13 protein-coding genes are annotated in these 18,006 nt (G+C 50.9%); 3 read left to right on the forward strand and 10 right to left on the reverse strand.

Going from position 1 to position 18,006, the window contains the following annotated elements; genetic code table 11:
* Positions 1-79 precede the first annotated feature (79 nt).
* On the forward strand, positions 80-1,258 hold the full coding sequence (locus BCM14_RS03215) for an acyl-CoA dehydrogenase family protein (RefSeq protein ID WP_106226541.1): 1,179 nt from the start codon (positions 80-82) through the stop codon (positions 1,256-1,258).
* 55 nt (positions 1,259-1,313) lie between these two features.
* Here the strand turns inward: BCM14_RS03215 and BCM14_RS03220 are convergent, their stop codons facing one another.
* The 5 genes from BCM14_RS03220 to BCM14_RS03240 form a co-directional block, all read right to left on the reverse strand.
* On the reverse strand, positions 1,314-5,429 hold the full coding sequence (locus tag BCM14_RS03220) for an efflux RND transporter permease subunit (RefSeq protein ID WP_106226542.1): 4,116 nt from the start codon (positions 5,427-5,429) through the stop codon (positions 1,314-1,316).
* Positions 5,430-5,447: 18 nt separating this feature from the next.
* Positions 5,448-6,578 carry an efflux RND transporter periplasmic adaptor subunit gene (locus BCM14_RS03225; protein WP_106226543.1) on the reverse strand — a complete coding sequence of 377 codons (1,131 nt, stop codon included), beginning with the start codon at positions 6,576-6,578 and terminating at the stop codon, positions 5,448-5,450.
* On the reverse strand, positions 6,575-8,146 hold the full coding sequence (locus BCM14_RS03230; protein ID WP_259673396.1) for an efflux transporter outer membrane subunit: 1,572 nt from the start codon (positions 8,144-8,146) through the stop codon (positions 6,575-6,577). The genes BCM14_RS03225 and BCM14_RS03230 overlap by 4 nt, the downstream gene beginning before the upstream one ends.
* A gap of 157 nt (positions 8,147-8,303) precedes the next feature.
* Positions 8,304-9,326 (reverse strand): cation diffusion facilitator family transporter, encoded by a 1,023-nt coding sequence (locus BCM14_RS03235; RefSeq protein ID WP_106226545.1) that lies wholly within the window; start codon positions 9,324-9,326, stop codon positions 8,304-8,306.
* Positions 9,327-9,330: 4 nt separating this feature from the next.
* Entirely contained in the window at positions 9,331-10,245 is a 915-nt protein-coding gene (locus tag BCM14_RS03240) for an NAD(P)-dependent oxidoreductase (RefSeq protein ID WP_106226546.1), read from the reverse strand.
* Between the two features lie 108 nt (positions 10,246-10,353).
* Here BCM14_RS03240 and BCM14_RS03245 point away from each other — a divergent pair, with 108 nt between their 5' ends.
* Positions 10,354-11,304 (forward strand): cation diffusion facilitator family transporter, encoded by a 951-nt coding sequence (locus BCM14_RS03245; RefSeq protein WP_106226547.1) that lies wholly within the window; start codon positions 10,354-10,356, stop codon positions 11,302-11,304.
* Positions 11,289-12,479: a CaiB/BaiF CoA transferase family protein gene (locus BCM14_RS03250; protein ID WP_106226548.1), complete on the forward strand. Its 1,191-nt coding sequence runs from the start codon at positions 11,289-11,291 to the stop codon at positions 12,477-12,479. The genes BCM14_RS03245 and BCM14_RS03250 overlap by 16 nt, the downstream gene beginning before the upstream one ends.
* A gap of 27 nt (positions 12,480-12,506) precedes the next feature.
* On the opposite strand, the gene BCM14_RS03255 is transcribed toward BCM14_RS03250, so the two are convergent.
* The 5 genes from BCM14_RS03255 to BCM14_RS03275 form a co-directional block, all read right to left on the reverse strand.
* Positions 12,507-13,562 carry a DNA-binding protein gene (locus BCM14_RS03255; protein ID WP_106226549.1) on the reverse strand — a complete coding sequence of 352 codons (1,056 nt, stop codon included), beginning with the start codon at positions 13,560-13,562 and terminating at the stop codon, positions 12,507-12,509.
* 152 nt (positions 13,563-13,714) lie between these two features.
* The gene (locus BCM14_RS03260; protein ID WP_106226550.1) at positions 13,715-14,413 is read right to left on the reverse strand and encodes a fumarylacetoacetate hydrolase family protein; all 699 of its coding nucleotides are present in this window, start codon (positions 14,411-14,413) and stop codon (positions 13,715-13,717) included.
* 35 nt (positions 14,414-14,448) lie between these two features.
* Positions 14,449-15,969 (reverse strand): heme biosynthesis HemY N-terminal domain-containing protein, encoded by a 1,521-nt coding sequence (locus tag BCM14_RS03265; protein WP_106226551.1) that lies wholly within the window; start codon positions 15,967-15,969, stop codon positions 14,449-14,451.
* A 4-nt stretch (positions 15,970-15,973) separates the two neighbouring features.
* Entirely contained in the window at positions 15,974-17,173 is a 1,200-nt protein-coding gene (locus tag BCM14_RS03270; RefSeq protein ID WP_106226552.1) for a uroporphyrinogen-III C-methyltransferase, read from the reverse strand.
* The gene (locus BCM14_RS03275) at positions 17,170-17,997 is read right to left on the reverse strand and encodes a uroporphyrinogen-III synthase (protein WP_106226553.1); all 828 of its coding nucleotides are present in this window, start codon (positions 17,995-17,997) and stop codon (positions 17,170-17,172) included. The genes BCM14_RS03270 and BCM14_RS03275 overlap by 4 nt, the downstream gene beginning before the upstream one ends.
* Between the last annotated feature and the right edge of the window lie 9 nt (positions 17,998-18,006).

Consider the following 18,006-nt stretch of genomic DNA (forward strand, 5'->3'; position numbering starts at 1 on the left):
GCCATCATAGAAGAAAATCGATCGGACTGACTCAATGACAATCGATGCACTTCAAATATAAATAATCCGGGGCTTAGCAATGCAAGATTTGTTTTACAGGGATCTCACCACCGAACAACAAGCGATTGTCGACGCAGTCAATCAGACTTGCTCGCCTTTTGGTGAGGACTATTGGCTTGCGCGCGATGAGGATGCTGTCTTCCCGCATGAATTTCATGCGGCAATGGCCAAAGCCGGTTGGTTAGGGATCGCCATGCCCGAGGCCTACGGCGGCTCAGGGCTGGGGATGACTGAAGCGACCCTGCTCACACAGACTGTTGCAGAGACAGGTGCCTGCTTGTCGGGTGCCTCAGCCATTCATATGAATATCTTTGGCCTGAACCCAATTGTTGTTTACGGTACCGAAGCGCAAAAACAAAAATATTTACCACCTGTGATTGATGGATCCGAAAAAGCTTGTTTCGGCGTAACCGAACCTAACACGGGGCTCAACACGACCGAGCTCAAAACTCGAGCTGTCTTGAAAGGTGATCGCTACGTAGTTCATGGTCAGAAAGTATGGATATCGACAGCTCAAGTCGCCGACAAGATACTTTTACTAGCCCGCACGACGCCTATCGAGGACTGCAAGAACAAGACTCACGGTTTGTCGCTGTTTTACACTGATCTCGATCGAAGCAAAGTTCAGGTACGTCTGATCCACAAAATGGGAAGACATTCAGTCGACTCAAACGAATTATTTATCGACGGCCTGGAAATCCCTGTTGAAGATCGTATTGGTGAGGAAGGCCAGGGCTTCAAATACATACTGCATGGCATGAATCCCGAACGGATGCTGATCGCTGCTGAGGCAATTGGCATTGGTCGCATCGCCTTACGCAAGGCAACCGCGTATGCCAATGAACGCGTCGTGTTTAACCGCAAGATCGGTCAAAATCAGGCGATTCAACATCCGTTAGCGAAGAACTGGATGGAGCTCGAGGCAGCGCGGTTAATGACCATGAAAGCAGCCGCGCTCTACGATCAGAACAAAGATTGTGCCGCTGAGGCTAACGCAGCCAAATATCTGGCCGGCGAAGCGGGTTTTCATGCATGTGAACAGGCTGTCATGACGCATGGTGGCTTTGGTTACGCTCGCGAGTACCACGTCGAGCGCTACTTCAGAGAAGTCATGATCGCGCGCATCGCCCCGGTCAGTCGCGAACTGATTTTATCTTACGTTGCAGAGCGTGTTTTAGGTCTGCCCAAGTCGTACTGATAAGGGGATTCACCCCTTATCATCCGATTAATGGCCTGAACAACACAGGTGGCCATTAATTGCCGTTGCCATTCACTTCATCAGCCGCGTTTTTAAACATCCGACGAAGCGCGTCATCATTCAACGCGGGCGAATTATTGATCTCGTCTAGCTGATCGACTGCGATGTTTGCAGCGAGTTCCTGAACTGATTCAGGCACTGGTTCCGGCACTGCCTCTGCAACCGGTTGTAACGCCGCTTGTGGCACAGGCTCAGCAGCGTTTCTGAACATCTGACGAAGTGCGTCATCATTGAATACAGTCGGATTGTTTGCCACTTCAAGCGGGCTGACTGCAACGTTTTCAATTACTGCCTGATCTGGTTCAGTCACCGCCTGTGGCACCGGAACTGGCTCCGCGACCAGCAGAGTTACTGGCTCAACAACAGGCGCTACGACAGGCTCAGCCACTGGCTCGGCGACTGGCAACGGCTCAACAACAGGCGCTGTAACAGGCTCCGCCAGACCCTCCGTCACCAACTGTGTTTCGCTTGCGAAAGCAGGCTGTTCTGAATCAGTGAGGAAATCCTCTGCAAACGACGGTAGCTCAGATGCGCCAGGCAGCTCCGCTGACTCAGCAGGTAGATCCTCAACCGGGTCGGGCGCGATGTCAATTGCAACGCTCTCGCTCGGTTCAACTATTGGACTCGGGTCAGGACTCGTCTCACCGGGCTCTATTTCAGCAATCTGCTCAGGGGAGGCAACCTCATCCAGGACGCTCGCAACGAGTTCACTGCTCGTCTCTGCCTCACTTCCGATCCCATCAGAATTTGTCAGTTCATGAGCAATTTCCGGGTCTGCTGACTGTTTGTCGGACATTTCATCCGTGATCGCAAGCTCATTCTCTGCAAGGTCAAGGCGTCTTAAAATGACTTCACCGAGACTGATGTCGGTGAGTTCATTCTCACTAGCATTTTTATTTTTTGATACGCCAGAGGTTTCCGTCGTGCCATCCTCCGATCTTGCATCGACTACCGCCCAGGCCAAGGCTCTCGCCTTTCTCTCTGCGGATTTTTTGGCTCTTGCCTCAAAAAAACCTTCGATCTGCACAAAGAATATCGGCACCAGCGCGACCGCAAAAACAGTTGAAGCGATCATGCCGCTGAACACTGTTAAGCCAATTGAGATTCTCGAGGCCGCGCCAGCACCCGAAGATGTCAATAGCGGCACCACACCTAGAATAAAGGCAATCGAGGTCATCACAATAGGCCTGAAGCGCTCATGCGAGGCTTTCAGGGCAGCGTCAATCAGACTCAGCCCGTGATGTCGTCTCTCTTCGAGTGCCACCTCGACAATTAAAATCGCGTTCTTTGAAGCCAGCGCAATCATCAGCACCAGCCCAATCTGAACGTAAATATTGTTCGGCAAACCCGTCAAGAATAGCGCAGCCACCACGCCGACTAAGGCCAGCGGTACAGCCAGAATCACCGCAAATGGTGCAACCCAAGACTCATATTGTGCGGCCAGTACTAAGTAGACCAATAAGATCGACAGCGCAAACACAAGCACTACTGTGTTACCGACGAGTTTTTCTTGGTAAGACATTGCTGTCCAGTAAAAACTGACACCAGGCGGCAACACCTCTTTGGCTACTTCTTCGACTGCAGCCATCGCCTGGCCTGAGCTATAGGCACCGTTTGCGGCACCAAGCAAAGCTGCTGTCGGGAACAAGTTGTACTGAGAAGCAATACCTGGGCCTGTCGTCTCAGTAATGTCGACGAAGGATCCTAACGGCACCATGGAGCCTGTCGAGCTCTTGACATATAGTTTGCCAATCTGATCCGTAGATACCCGATCTTTGCCATCAGCCTGAATATAGACCTGATACGTTTGACCAAAGGTAAAAAACTGATTCACATAGGTGGAGCCAATCGAATTCTGCAAGACATCGTAGGCGTCGCCCAGAGACACCCCTAAGGTCTCAGCTCGCGCAGCGTTGAACTTCAGTTCGTATTGAGGCACCGTTGCCCTAAATGGCGTAAAGGCAAGCATCACTTCAGGGCGCGCTGACACAGCGTGCGCAAGGGCATCCGTGGCACGAGCAAGCTTTTGGTAATCATTGCTCAAATCAGTAAGCACGACTTGCATTTGAAAGCCGCCCGACAGACCTAAGCCAGGAATTGCCGGGGGCAACAAGACATTCACTGTCGCCTCTTGTACTGACTGCATTTTGGCACTCAGTCCAGGGAAAATACTTCTTAGATCCTCACCTGGTGACTTAGCGCGTTCGTCCCATGGTTTCAGGATGACATACATGACACCAGCGTTAGCCTGAGAGGCGCTATTGTTCAGTGCGTTAATGCCGCCAACGGACACGACTTTTTGAACACCAGGTACGGTTTCAATGATTTTGGCAACATTTGCCATCGTCTCAGTTGTCCGCTGCAGCGAGGACGCGTTAGGTAACTGAACCGACACAACCAAGTAACCTTGATCTTCATTGGGAATAAACCCTGTTGGGACTTTGACTAAGCCATAGATAGCAAAGGCAATCAAGGCGAAACCCACTGTCATCGAAATCTTCCGATGACTCATCAGGATTTGCATCAATCCTGCATATGAATTCGAAATTTTCTCGAATCCTTGATCAAACTTTTTAAAGAACCAGTTCTTCTTCACCACGCCAAGTGGCTTAGGTTTGATAAACGTGGCCGCCTGCGTCGGCTTAAGCGTCACCGCATTGATGCCACTGATCAAGGCCGTTGCAGCAATCACCAGTGCAAACTGCCGATACATCTGCCCCGTGATGCCCGAGATGAAAGAAGCAGGCAAAAACACAGCCATCAATACCAGCGTGATACCAATAATGGGACCCATCAATTCGGTCATTGCGTTGACGGCTGCGTCGTGAGGCGTTTCACCATGTTCAACCTTCTTCGCCACGCCCTCTACTACCACGATCGCATCGTCAACGACAATACCAATACAAAGCACAATCGCAAACAGGGTCAACAGATTGATCGAAAAGCCTAAGGATGCCATGGCAGCAAATGCGCCAATAATGGTCACCGGCACCGTCGTGGCTGGGACCAATACTGCACGCCAATCCTGCAAAAAGATCATGATGACTGCAAGAACAAGGAAGCCTGCTTCGAACAGGGTGTGATAAACCTCGTCAATCGACGCCGTCACGAACATCGTCGTGTCAAACGGGATTTCCCAACTCATGTCTTTAGGGAAGGTTTGGGCGATCGCTTCCATCTCTGCTCTGACGGCTTTCGCGGTAGCAATTGCATTGGCACTAGGCAACTGATAAATCGCAATACCGCCGGCAGGCTTGTCACCCAATTTAAAAAACTGGCTGTAATTTTGACTACCTAATTCAACACGTCCAACATCCTGTAATCGGGTAATTGCGCCTTGATCGTCAACCTTGACCAAAATATTGCCAAACTCTTCGGGACTATTCATGGCGCTCAGCACATTGAGTGTGTACTGAAAATCCTGACCATTCGGAACTGGTGGGGCACCAATCTGACCACCCGCCAACATCACATTTTGACGGCTAATTGCATTCGAAATGTCCGAGGGCGTCAGTGATCGTGCGGCCAATTGAGCCGGATCCAGCCAAATCCGCATGCTGTAGTTACCAACACCAAACACATTGGCAGCCGCAACGCCTTTAATCCGCGCCAAACGATTCTGCATCTGCAGGTTGGCGAAATTACTCAAGAACAAGGCGTCGTGAGACGGATCGTCGGATGTCAGGGTGACAAACTGCAAAATTGCCGTCGACTGCATCTTGGTCGTGATACCTTGCTTTTGCACGGATTGCGGCAAACCGGGTACTGCAATCGCGACTCTGTTTTGAACATTAACCTGGGCAATATTTGGATCAGTACCGACCTCGAAAGTGACGGTCAATGTGTAGCGACCGTCGTTTGTCGAATCAGACTGCATATAAAGCATGTTCTCAACGCCGTTAACTTGCGTCTCAATACTGCTCGCCACCATTTGCTGCATCATCGCAGCGCTGGCGCCAGGCCAACTTGTCGACACCTGAATAGTTGGGGGCGTCATGGGCGGATACTGGGAAATAGGCAACCCGAAAATGGAAACCGCACCCAATATCATCATGATGATAGCGATGACGTTCCCGAGAACCGGGCGTTCGATAAAGTATTTAGAAAGCATGAGTTATCTCGTCGCCTATCAGTCGTGCAACTTGGGTAACGGATCGAGCGTGATCATCGACGGGTTGACTGTCTGGCCTTCTCTGACGTTGACAAAACCATTCACCAAGACATCCTGTGACGCGGTCAAGCCCGAGGCGACTTCTGCTAACTTGCCGAATTTTTGTCCCAACACAATATTTTGGCGATGCGCTTTTTTTGCATCATCGACGATATAAATATAATTACCTTGCTGATCGGTCTCGATTACCGAACTGGGGATCAGCACCGCCTTGTGTGGCGTACCATATTCAACCATCACTCTGGCGTAATAGCCCGGCAGCAAAGCCAGATCAGCATTCGGCAGCTCAGCCCGCAATTGCAACGTACCGGTGCTGGTGCTCAGCGTATTCGATGCAAAGTCGAGCGTACCGTGATGCAAAAATCCTTTCTCGTTCTGCAACGCTACGTGAACCTGCAATTTATTGACCATACTTTTCTTGACAGCATCGTCAGCATACTGCTTGCGGAACTCCAGCACTTCTCGCTCGTTCACTGAAAAATACACATAAACCGGGCTGATCTTATCGATCGACGCGAGCTTAACGCCACCAGCAGTGCCATTCAGGTAATTGCCAACATCCACCAGGTGCCGGCTCATCAAACCGTCAAAGGGTGCACGGATTTCTGTGTAGCTGAGATTCAGCTTCGCCAGTTTGAGGTTGGCATCTGCTTGCGAATAGGCTGATACCGCATTGTCCACTGAAGCCTGCGACGTGGCGTTTTGTTTAAGCAGATTTTGTTGTCTGTCGAGCTCGATCTTCGCTTGCGTGTAGACCGCTTGTGCCAAATTCACTTGTTGCTGATACTGATCTTGCTCGATCACAAACAGCGGCTGATCCTTTTTAACGTAAGCGCCGTCAGAAAACGTAATCTTTGACAAATAGCCAGAAACACGCGCGGTCAAATCAACGCTCAGCAATGCCTGCACATTACCATCGAACAGTTTGTAGCTCACAACATCTTGGTACAGCGGCTTGGCAACGGTCACGTCGGCGATAACCGGCGGCCGTTCCGTTTTTTTGTCACAACCGGCGATCAGTGCCAGCACCCCAAGACAACCGACTGTTAACAGCTTACGCGTCAGCGAAATACGTGTAATTGTGCTCATTGAATCATCTCACTTGACTTCATTAAACGAGGGTCTGCCTTACCATCCAGCGCATTACCCCAATCGGTTCGTTGTTTCATCTCACTCGAAAGCGTTGTCGTTAACTGCGGCAAGTTCAACTCACCTGACCAACCTCCACCTAAGGCTTTGAAGGCGGTGACATAACCTAACAAGTTGTTATTGCTCGTTTGCACAAAAGAACTCTCGACAGAGAGTAGTTGTTGTTGAGCCAGGATCACGGTGTTGTAATCAGCCTGGCCCGCTTTGTATCTTTCTTGAGCAAGCCGAGCTGCATTTTGCGCAGCCGTCACGGCTCGAGCAAGCGCGTCAGCCGAACTTCGAGTCGTCGAAATCGTCATTAATGCATCATCAACTTCTTTTTGCGCCTGCAACACCAAGTTTTGGTAGCTAAGCACGCTCTGCTGAAAAACTGCGTCTTGCACACGAATCTGCTCAACAATCGCGCCACGATAAAAGATCGGGAAGCTGAACGCACCACCACCACTGACCACTTTGTTATCCCACGAGAACAGCGGACTGCCGGTCACACCGCCGTAGTTAACCGACTGAAAACCGAAAACACCAGATAAAGAAAAACTAGGATACAGAGCGGCCGTGTTGACGCCGATCAATGCGGATTGTGCGGCAGCGGCAAACTCTGCCTGCCTCACATCAGGACGACGACGTAAGAGCTCTTTGGGAATAGCCACCTGGAGCAAGGGCGGTGCCGACAAGCTAGCGTGGCTCTGGCCGAATTGTTTGGTGTAGAAATCGGGTGCTTCGCCCAGCAGCACGCTGATAGCGGTCTCATTTTGTCTCAAACTGGCTATCAAAATCGGGATTTGCGACTTCGTCTGCTCATATTGGGATTGAGCTTGACTCAAATCCAGTAACGATGTCTCACCGTATTGATAACGAACCTTGGCAATCCGCAAGCTCTCAAACTGCAATGCTAAGTTTCGCTTTGATACATCAATAAGTTGGTTGTAGTTCTGGATGGTAATGTAAGTGCTGGCAACGCTGGAAGCCAGCGAGGTTTGTGCCGAATAATAGGCAGACGCTGAGGACATGTAGCCAGCGACAGAGGATTCAACCCCTCGTCGCAATTTACCCCAGAAGTCAAGCTCCCAGCTCGCCTGCAAGGCCAGTGCAGTCGCGGTGGACAGGTTTGAAGTGTTGAGCGATTGAGCCGCAAGGCTAGCCTGATTAGCCTGAGTTGCTGACCCCGTTGCATTCACTGTCGGTAGCAAAGTTGCATCGGTAATGCCGAGCTGTGCCCTCGCTTGATAGACCTGCACCGCCGCAGCCTGAAGGCTCAAGTTCTGCTGAGCCGACTTTTCTAATAACCTTAGCAGCACCGGATCTTTAAAACTGCCCCACCATGCCACTGGATCAATCGCGTGCTCGAGGTCAACCTTGGTGCCGTCCGTAAATTCGGATTCAGCAGGTGCGTCATAGCTGTTTTGAAGACGTGAGACAGGCGTACTAAAGTCAGGGCCAACCATGCAACCAGTCAAAAGCGCTGCAAGCATCGTGATTGCGAAAACTCGGGGATAATTTTTTGTCATTATTGGATGCCAAAACATCGCGCAAAATAAACTGAGGTGAACATTACTACAATCGTCTACAAGAAATATTACATTCTTTACAATTTTTTGCTCAAATGAGGCAGTTCTTCGCTAGTTTGAACTTAATTCATTGGTTTTTTCAGCATTTCATTGAAATTTAAATCAAACCAACTGCGCAATCGTGACAGTTTCCAGCATACGCTGGCGACTCAATTTGCAAGGTCGCATGTTTAATTCCAAAGCCGGTGTCGAGTGCTTCTTGAGCAAGACGCAAAACCTCGTCCTGACAAGTTGCTTCATCGCTAACCACCAAGTGTGCGGTCAGAGCGACCTTGGAAGTCGCCAGCGCCCAGACATGAACATCGTGCACGGCCGCAACCCCTGCAACGCGCTTTAACGCTAAGATGATTTGATCAATATCGATGTGGACAGGTACTCCGTCAAACAGCAGATGCAAGGATTGTTTAAACAGTGACCAAGTACCCCAGACGATGACCATTGCGATCAGCAGACTCACGAGCGGGTCAATCCAAGCCCAGCCTAACCAGAGATAAAGCGCAGCAGCAATGATCACCCCGACCGACACGACTGCGTCTGACAGCATATGCAAAAAGGCGCCGCGAATATTTAGATCGTGACGACTGCCCGCCATAAACATCCAAGCAGTCAATCCATTCACCATAACACCTGCAGCAGCGACGGCCATTACGGGGATCGCGTCAAATGGCTCTGGTTGTTGCAGGCGCAAGATGGCCTCCCAAGCAAGCGAGCCCATGGCGAACAGCAAGATAACCGCATTAACAAAACTGGCAATGATGGACCCTCGTTGCCAACCGTAGGTAAACCGAGGGGTTGGTAGGCGCTTAGCGACAATAATGGCAGCCCAGGCCAACACCAAACCCGCTACATCACTGAGATTGTGAGCAGCGTCTGCGAGCAATGCTAATGAACTAGCCCGCCAGCCTATCAGTGCCTCAATTACAACAAAAACCAAATTCAGCGAGATACCAATCGCGAATACTCGACCAAAATCCGTTGGCACATGGTGATGACCGTGATCAGCATGATGGTGACCGGCATGCGACTGGTCGTGATCATGATGATCATGGGCATGGTCATCAGGGTGGTCTCCGGGACCAACTTGAGCCGTCAGGTTGCGGTGGTCGTGTACCGTAGCCATTGCGCTAGCCTAACGCTGCAATGCGACGGCAATGCTCTAGCGAGGCCTCAATCAAATTATCGCTTGCCTCAGGGGTCCTGAAGGCTGAGTGAGCCGATAGTGTGACGTTGTCTAGTCTCGTCAAGGCGTGGTCAACCGGTAATGGTTCAATATCAAATACATCCAAACCTGCGTGTCCGATTCTGCCTCGCGCTAGACCGTCGATCAATGCATTTTCATCAATCACAGCCCCTCGAGCGGTATTGATCAAAATCACGCCATCCTGCATCTTGGCGATTCTGTCAGCTGATATAAAACCGCGAGTCTGATCGTTTAACAACAGATGCAAAGAAATAACGCGACTTTGGGCGAGCAATTCGTCCAACTCAACAAAAGTCACGCCCGGATGCGTCTTCGCGGATCGATTCCAGGCCAACACCCGCATCCCCACGCCGTTAGCAAGTCGCGCCATCTCGGCTGCAATACCACCAAAACCGATTAACCCAAGCGTTTTCCCGGTCAACTGCAGGCCTTCGGTGCGCAACCACTGCCCCCCCCTCACACCTCTATCCATTTTCGCAAAGCCTTTGGCCGCCTCCCACATCAAAGCAAAGGCACATTCCGCAACGGCAGTGTCACCGTAGCCTTTGATGATGTGAACTTGTATACCAATATCAGCGAGCGCTTCAGGATTCATGTAAGAGCGAGCACCAGTACCGAGAAACACCACATGCTTGAGCTTCGCACAGCGCTTCGCGACATCGGTCGGAAGGTTGGTGTGATCAACGATCAGGATATTGGCGTCGCCCATGACGTCAGGAATCTGATCTGGTGTGATGTCAACCTGCTGATTGACGGTTAACGGGATGTCGTCACTTCTGTGCAAACGATCAAATATCTCAGCAAGTGCGCTGGTTGCATCAATAAAGACAGCTCTCATCACGTCATTCTCATTGTTGGCCGATAACAAAATGTAAAGGATATTGCCACATCATAACTGTAGCCGAAGCCATTACAATCAAATGAGAACTGACAACAAGGAAGTCGCATGAATTTTACTGAACCCACCGCCGAGACCGACAACGCGCTCAGTGCTGGCGAAAGATCTGATGCCGCGCGCAAAAGCACCTTAGTCAGCGTCTTTGTCAATTTATTCATGTCGATATGTCAAATTGCAGTGGGCGTGTTCGCTCACTCACAAGCGCTGATTGCGGATGGTGTTCACTCGTTATCTGATCTGGTGTCGGACGGCATTGTTTTGTTTGCGAACCACCACAGTCAAAAGGGAGCTGACGAAGACCATCCCTATGGCCATCACCGTTTCGAGACCGCTGCCTCGGTTGCCTTGGGATTAATATTGCTTTCTGTCAGCGTCGGCATGCTCTGGTCAGCAATCGAAAAACTCAAACATCCCGAAGAGATTCCATCCGTGCACAGCATTGCACTCGGCATTGCGGTGGTTGCCTTGATTGCAAAAGAGTCTCTCTTTAGATACATGCTCAAAGTTGCCAAGCGTGTCCGCTCCAGCATGCTGATCGCCAATGCCTGGCATGCGCGGTCTGATGCAGCATCCTCCTTGGTCGTTGGTTTCGGTATCGTTGGCAATTTAATGGGTTATCCCATCCTGGATCCGATTGCGGCCCTCATTGTGGGTCTGATGATAGGCAAAATGGGTTGGGAGTTCGGCTACGAAGCGGTTAACGACCTGATGGACAGATCGGCAGACGAGCGCGATGTACAGGCGATATCCTCAACGATTCGGGCCACCCCTGGCGTGATGGGACTACATGATATGAAAACCCGCAAAATGGGCGATATGATCGTGGTCGATGCCCACATTGAAGTCAATGCCACCTTAACGGTTGAACAAGGTCACGATATTGCATTCTCGGTGCAACAAGTCGTCTTAAAAAACCATCGCGTCCTCAGTGTCATGACACACGTTGATCCCGTTCACCTCGACACTCACACATTAGTAGACCAATGCCACTCCCTTTAGAAGGTCTCAAGGTTATCGAACTTGGGCAACTGATAGCAGGCCCGTTTGCGGCAAAGATTTTGGCCGAATTCGGTGCTGATGTGATCAAAATTGAATCGCCCATTGACGGCGACCCTTTGCGAAAGTGGCGCATGTTGCACGAAGGCACTTCGGTTTGGTGGGCCGCCCACGCACGCAATAAACGTTCTGTCACGCTCGATTTGCGACAACCTGAAGGCCCAGAGGTCATACGCAAACTGGCGGTTGATGCCGACATATTGATAGAAAATTTTCGCCCAGGCACAATGGAGAAGTGGGGCTTAGGTTTTGCTGACTTGCACCGTATCAACCCCAGACTCATCATGCTCAGGGTTTCGGGCTACGGTCAGACAGGCCCCTATCGTGATCGCCCAGGCTTTGGTGTGATCGGGGAAGCGATGGGAGGCTTGAGGTATTTAAGTGGCGAACCGGGCCGTCCACCCGTTCGAGTAGGCGTATCGATTGGCGACACCTTGTCGGGGCTGCATGGTGTCATTGGTGTCATGATGGCCTTGCGTCATCGAGATCAACAAAGTGGATTAGGGCAAGAAGTAGATGTTGCCCTTTACGAATCCGTCTTCAATATGATGGAAAGTCTTCTTCCTGAATACTCAAAGTTTGGGGCAGTGCGGCAGCCTTCAGGATCGTCTCTTCCCGGAATCAGCCCATCCAACGCTTACTTATGCCGCGACGGCAGGTACGCGTTGATCGCTGGTAACGGCGACAGCATCTTTAAAAGACTAATGAAAACAATTGGGCGAGAAGATCTTGCAGCTGACGCACAATTTGCGAACAACGAAGGTCGAGCAGAACAGGCTGAGTTGCTGGATATAGCTATTTCGGCATGGACAATACAGAAGGATCTTGACGAGATACTCGATTTGATGGAAAAAAGTGGGGTACCTGCGGGACGCGTGTACGACGCGGCTGACATCGCCAATGACGCTCACTACAAGGCAAGAAATATGTTGCTTCAAGCAGAACTGCCAGACAAAACAAAAGTAACAGTGTCTGGCATTGTGCCAAAATTAAGTTTAACGCCCGGTGAGGTCAGAACGCCCGCACCTTCGTTGGGTCAACACACTGCAGAGGTACTGTCTGCGCTGGGAATTGACGAAGAAACCAGGTTGGACTGGCAACGTCGTCAAATCATCTAATAGCCGTGCGTTAGGTCGGTACTCTGCTTATTTTGCTGCCCGCAGCTTATCTAACTCTGCATTTTTTTGCTCGATTACAGCGCCCAAATCAGCACGCAGTTTATCTAGCTCAGCGTTTTTCTGCTCGATGATAGCCCCGACGTTCACTGCAGCCGCTTGCTGTTCAAGCTCGCTAACCGACTGTTGGCTGACGGCGGCACTATGTCGGAGTGTTTCAAGCTCGACTGCATTCTTAGACTCACTCGAACGCAAGCGGGTAAGCTCTTCGGCTTGTATTTCTGAATAAGCCAGCGAGTTGTCCAATTTCGATTTGAACACTGCCAGCTCTTCTTTGAGTGCCTGAATCGACTGCTGACTCTTTTCGAGAGCGCCGCGTGCTTCTTGACCTGCGTCGACTGCAGCCCTTAAACGATTCAGTTCAATGCTCTGTTGAGACAGCTGGGCTTCGCTTCCTACAAGTTTCGCGGCTGTGACCGCTGCTTCTTGCTCAGCTTTTCCTCTCGCCTGCTGAGCTGCGTTCACGACTGCGCGCACTCGGTCAATCTCAGCTTCAAGGTGAACAATACGATCTGTTTGAACTTCAACTTTAAGCCTGGCGGTGGCTGCCTCAATGCGCACGCTCTCAACGACAGCATGTTGCCGCTGGATCGTTTCAGCCTGGGCAGCTAACTCAGCCGCTTGCTGCTCACTTTTACCCACAAAAGTGTCTCGCTCACGGGTCACCGCAGCAATTTTTTCGATTAACTGGTCACGCTCGATTTCAAGCTGCTCACCAGACACCGCCAATTCAGCAGCCTCATTCATCGCCTCGGTCAGGCGCAGCTCTATCTGCGTTCGTACATCCGCCGTAGCGCGTTCAATCTCGTGGATGATGGCAAACTGTATCTGACGTGGCAATTCGAATACACCTACATTCGGAGCAGGCAAACTTGCCCGCCAGGTAGTCAGGTGCTTATGAATGGTGTTGGGGCTGCCTGTGCCCAACCGCTCACGAATAGCTCGGATCGTCGGCTGCTGGCCGGTTTTCAGCAAATCTTCGGCCGCAGCGGAAACTTGCTCAAATGTAATCCCTTCACGTGCCATGAAAATTCCTTAAGCTAATTTTCGAAACGATACAGTTGCTCGATACAGTTGCGCGATACAGATACAGATAGATACAGATAGATACAGATACAGATACAGATACAGATACAGATACAGTATACACGCTGATATTAACAACTTAACAAGAAATTTTAGCTAACGCAAACCTCAAAATCGCCTAAACCAGCAATGTGACCAACCATTTTGTCGCCTTTGACTACAGCACCTACCCCTTCAGGCGTGCCAGTAAAAATCAAATCCCCAGCCTTCAGTTCGAATAAACCTGATAAGTAAGTAATCGTCTCTGGCACGGCCCATATCATCTGGCTCAGATCGCTACTTTGGCGTTGTACTCCATTGACCTGAAGCGTAATGGCGCCTTTATCAAGCGTACCCACTACATCACGAGGATGGATAGGACCGATCGGCCCTGACTCATCGAACGCTTTGCCGATTTCCCAAGGTCTGCCTTGTTTTTTACATTCATTTTGTAAATCACGACGAGTCATATCCAAACCCAGCGCGTAGCCAAAGATACAATCATTGGCCTGCTCGACAGGAATATCGACACCGCCTTTTCCTAAAGCAACTACGAGCTCCATTTCATAATGAAGATTAGCTGTTTTCGATGGGTATTTAATATGACCGGGCTTACCTGAGGGTACGGCGACTAGCGCATCAGCTGGTTTGCAGAAGAAGAAGGGATCTTCGCGACCTGTAAAACCCATCTCTTTTGCGTGTTCTGCATAGTTGCGCCCCACGCAATAAACGCGTCGAACCGGGAATAAGTCGCTACTGCCAACAATGGGCAAGCCAACAACGGGGGATGCAGGGATGACATACGTGCTCATTGTTTTTACTCCTGAAGGGCCGAGATTATCGACAGTTAGTTTTGCTTATCGGGTAAGTTTTCATTATCTGGGTTCGTGGCACGCTTGATAGCGGTCACAGTAGCTGGTTGGCCTAAGCCTGCTACGGGCGCACTATCAAAGAACTCATCATCCGCATCATAACCATTGGCGAGCGTGACGGAAGGAGCTGAAGCGTTGGCAACTGAGGCATGAGCTGCTGAAGCGTTTAGTGGCGTCCCCGCGTCACCTGCCCCAAGGGGCACCGAATCGAAATCGTGCAATTCATCCCAGACCTCCCCTTTCAGAAAATCTGGGTCTTCTCGCGTGTCCGCTGCTGGTAAAACAGAGTCTTGAATAATGGGCGGCAAACTTGCAGCAACATTAGTGGCTCGTCTCCATTGGCTGGCAGCTTCTTCTTTACGGCCCAGACGATCGTAGAGGCTTCCAAGCAAGGCGTGCACTCGAGAGTCATCGCGCTGTTTTAAACTACGTTGCAGATAATGCTCTGCTTGCCCCCAGATTTGTCCCGCGAGGCAAAGCATACCCAGTGTCGCCAATAGCTCAGCGTCATGAGGTTTGCTTGTGAGCCAGGCTTCTGCCTTAAGAAGTCGACGAGCAGTTTGAGAAGGCTCGGCTCTCGCGTAAGCCGCCAAAATTCTGGTGTCAAAGGCGACAGCCAATGACTGCTCAAGCACTTTCGATGCTTCGTCCAACTCGCCAATTGACTCAAAGGCAACAGCTGCAGCTAAGGCGATTTCCGGCAAGGTCTTTTCAGAAATGCTCAGGTCTTTCCAAACTTCTCGCCACTGCCCGTTATCCATGGACTCTCGGATACGGGCAGCCGCAGAAAATTCAATCAATTGAGTCGCTTCAACATCACTCAAGGCAGATCGGCGATTCAAGCTTCGTGCCAGTGCAAATACTTGGTCGTGCCGATTCAGTTGTCGATATGCTCGCAATAACAATCGCATAGTATGCAAATGCCTCGCCCCTTTGGCTTGTAGCGGGGCTAACCGGTCCAACGCTTGCTGAGCATAACCTTGATCTAACAACAAATCTGCCGCAGCAGCCGCCACGGCGTCGCTCAAGGACACATCGTTCGCCGCCTTCGCTTCAGCTTGTTCGAGCAACTTATCCCGACGATCAAACTCGCTCATTGCATGAGCGGCCCGCGCGGCAGATAAGGCGGCAAGCACCTGCTGACTCGCGTTGCGACTACGCCCCACTACCTTGGTCAGATCTTTCTCAGCTTTTGCATAACGACCTTCGAGTAACTCGGTCCAACCCAATTCAAGCAACTCGTGGTCGCGACGGACCAAGCGCCGTAGATGCCAATCTCTAATGCGCAGTGGGATTTCAGTTAACCAAACAAGCAGTCGCAAACCCATGTAGAGCAGCACAAATGACAACAGGACCGCCAGCACGACGAAGGCAAGAGAGACTTGGATTCGTGTGTGCCCGACAAAGACAAGAACATTACCGCCAAGTTCTTGCAGCTTGACCGCGCACGCCACGGCCACCGTAGTGAGCAGGAGCGTCCAAAACCATGTCCGCATAAGATTAGTCCTTTGACGAACGAGCAAGGGTTCCGCGCGTGGCCTCTAGGGCGCCAAAACTGCCTGCAATGTCTGGCAATGCGGTCAGAACGGGAACGGCTTGCAATTCATGGACCAAATTAATCGCCGCCAGCGTGTCGTAAGATTTTGGATCAAATCGAGATTGCACGACTGACTCTACCAACAACAACTCATCTCGCCAGACATTGGGCTGACGCATGAGCAAAGATAATTGAGCTGTGAGTAAGCGGGCCCTCAAATTCTCTCGCAACTGAGCCCCCTGCTCTGGAGACAAAAGGAGTGCGTTAGGGTCATTTACCCGTTGAATGCTCACGACGCCCGCCAAGTCTTTCGCTACCACAGACGCAACCGTAGTACCCCATGAAGCAAGCTTGTCGTATACGACGTCCCACCAAGAGCTGTTGGCGTCAGTCGATGCTTGACCGACCTCAGCAGTTTTGTCGGACGTCTGCACATGATTTGATCTAGCCTCGTTTGATTTGGTCTCAATCACCGCCGGCTCACCGCCAGACCGTTGCAGTTTAACGAGGGGCGCTGCCCCATCAGGCACAAGCAGGGGTGCGCGACTGGTAAGCGTAATCAACAGTTCGAGTCGGGTTGATAGCAATGATAAATCAACGCTGGGGGCCGTTCGTAAGCGCTCAATGTCGAGGCTAATGGCCCGGTGCAAAGACACGAACTCTTGCCTGTTGGCTCTAATTAACTCAGCCTGCGCTGTCTCAAGCGCCAAGAGCGCACTATTAACATTGCCCGCCAAACGCAGTTGTTGGTTCGCAAGAGTCAGCAATCTGTCTGCATCGTTAAGCAATAGGCCATTGTCCATGCCATTGTTAAACGTTTGCCATGCCTGGTCGAGAGAATCGAACTGCTCTTGTGCAGCACGAAGTGAAGCCTCAAGCTGAGCGATGCGACCAGACTGCGATTCAGCGAGATCCGTTGCCTTCTTGGCATCCCGCTGCGTCATATCAAGCTGCGAACTTAGTGCTTGTATTTGCGTCGCAACAGCCTTACCGGAAGACTCAAACCGCTGTTCAGCGAACCATAGTGCCGCACCGAGTAAAACGCAAATGATACATAAGCTAATTAACAGGTTAGTCTTCAACGACGACTTTGATCGCTGGGACGAAGTAACGCCTGATTCGCCTTGATGGTGACCCGCACTTGACATTGAATTCTCGCTCATGGCGCTATTGTAATCTTAGGTGTGTGCAAACGCGTCAAAAAACACTGAACAATTGACGAATCGTCCGGTCTACAAATCGCCATATTCTGGCGATTCAATTTAACATTGAGCACGGAGAATCGTTGTTGTAGATGCGACTGAAATTTTTCGTGGGTCAGTACGAAAGTGCAATTGGATAACCACGACAATACATTTTGAGGTAATTCCTGCGCAAGTAAAACGTCAATCGACTGGGTACTGGTCAACAGCCAAACAACAGATTGCTCAGCACCAACCCACTCCCGAAGATAGCTCCTTGCTTGGACGTCGAGCTCGACAGGCAGTCGCTGATAGGACGCATGAACCGCGGTTTCAATACCAACAGCGGTCAGCTTGTCGATGAGCCAGTCTCTCCCGTCCTGCCCTCTAACAAGCAACACACGTTTTAGTGGCGTCTCGAGTCGATCCAATTCTGCCCACAGGGACTCGGAGTCTGCCTGGCCGCCACCAGGACAAATAATGGGCTGAGTGGTAACAAACACGTTCTTAACAGCGCTAGCTGTAGCGGATCCAACTGTTGCGATCATACAACCGTCTGGCCACTGAAAAGCTGGTCCGAGCTGACGGGAATACCCTTGAACGGCGGTGCGGCTCGCAAAGATGACCAAGTCGAAATCCTTTGGCTGAGCCAGAACCTGATCCACCTTTAGCATGGTGGGTTCAACGGTCAAAAGGGGGATCTCGAACACCTGCCAGCCATGCTCACTCAATTGCCTATTGACCATCTCGCTACGTCCCGATGGTCGAGTCAAAACCGCAATCCGAGAGGCATGTTCTTCTGACATCAGCAACTT

It is taken from the genome of Jezberella montanilacus (genome assembly GCF_003003055.1).
Taxonomy (GTDB): Bacteria; Pseudomonadota; Gammaproteobacteria; order Burkholderiales; family Burkholderiaceae_B; genus Zwartia; species Zwartia montanilacus.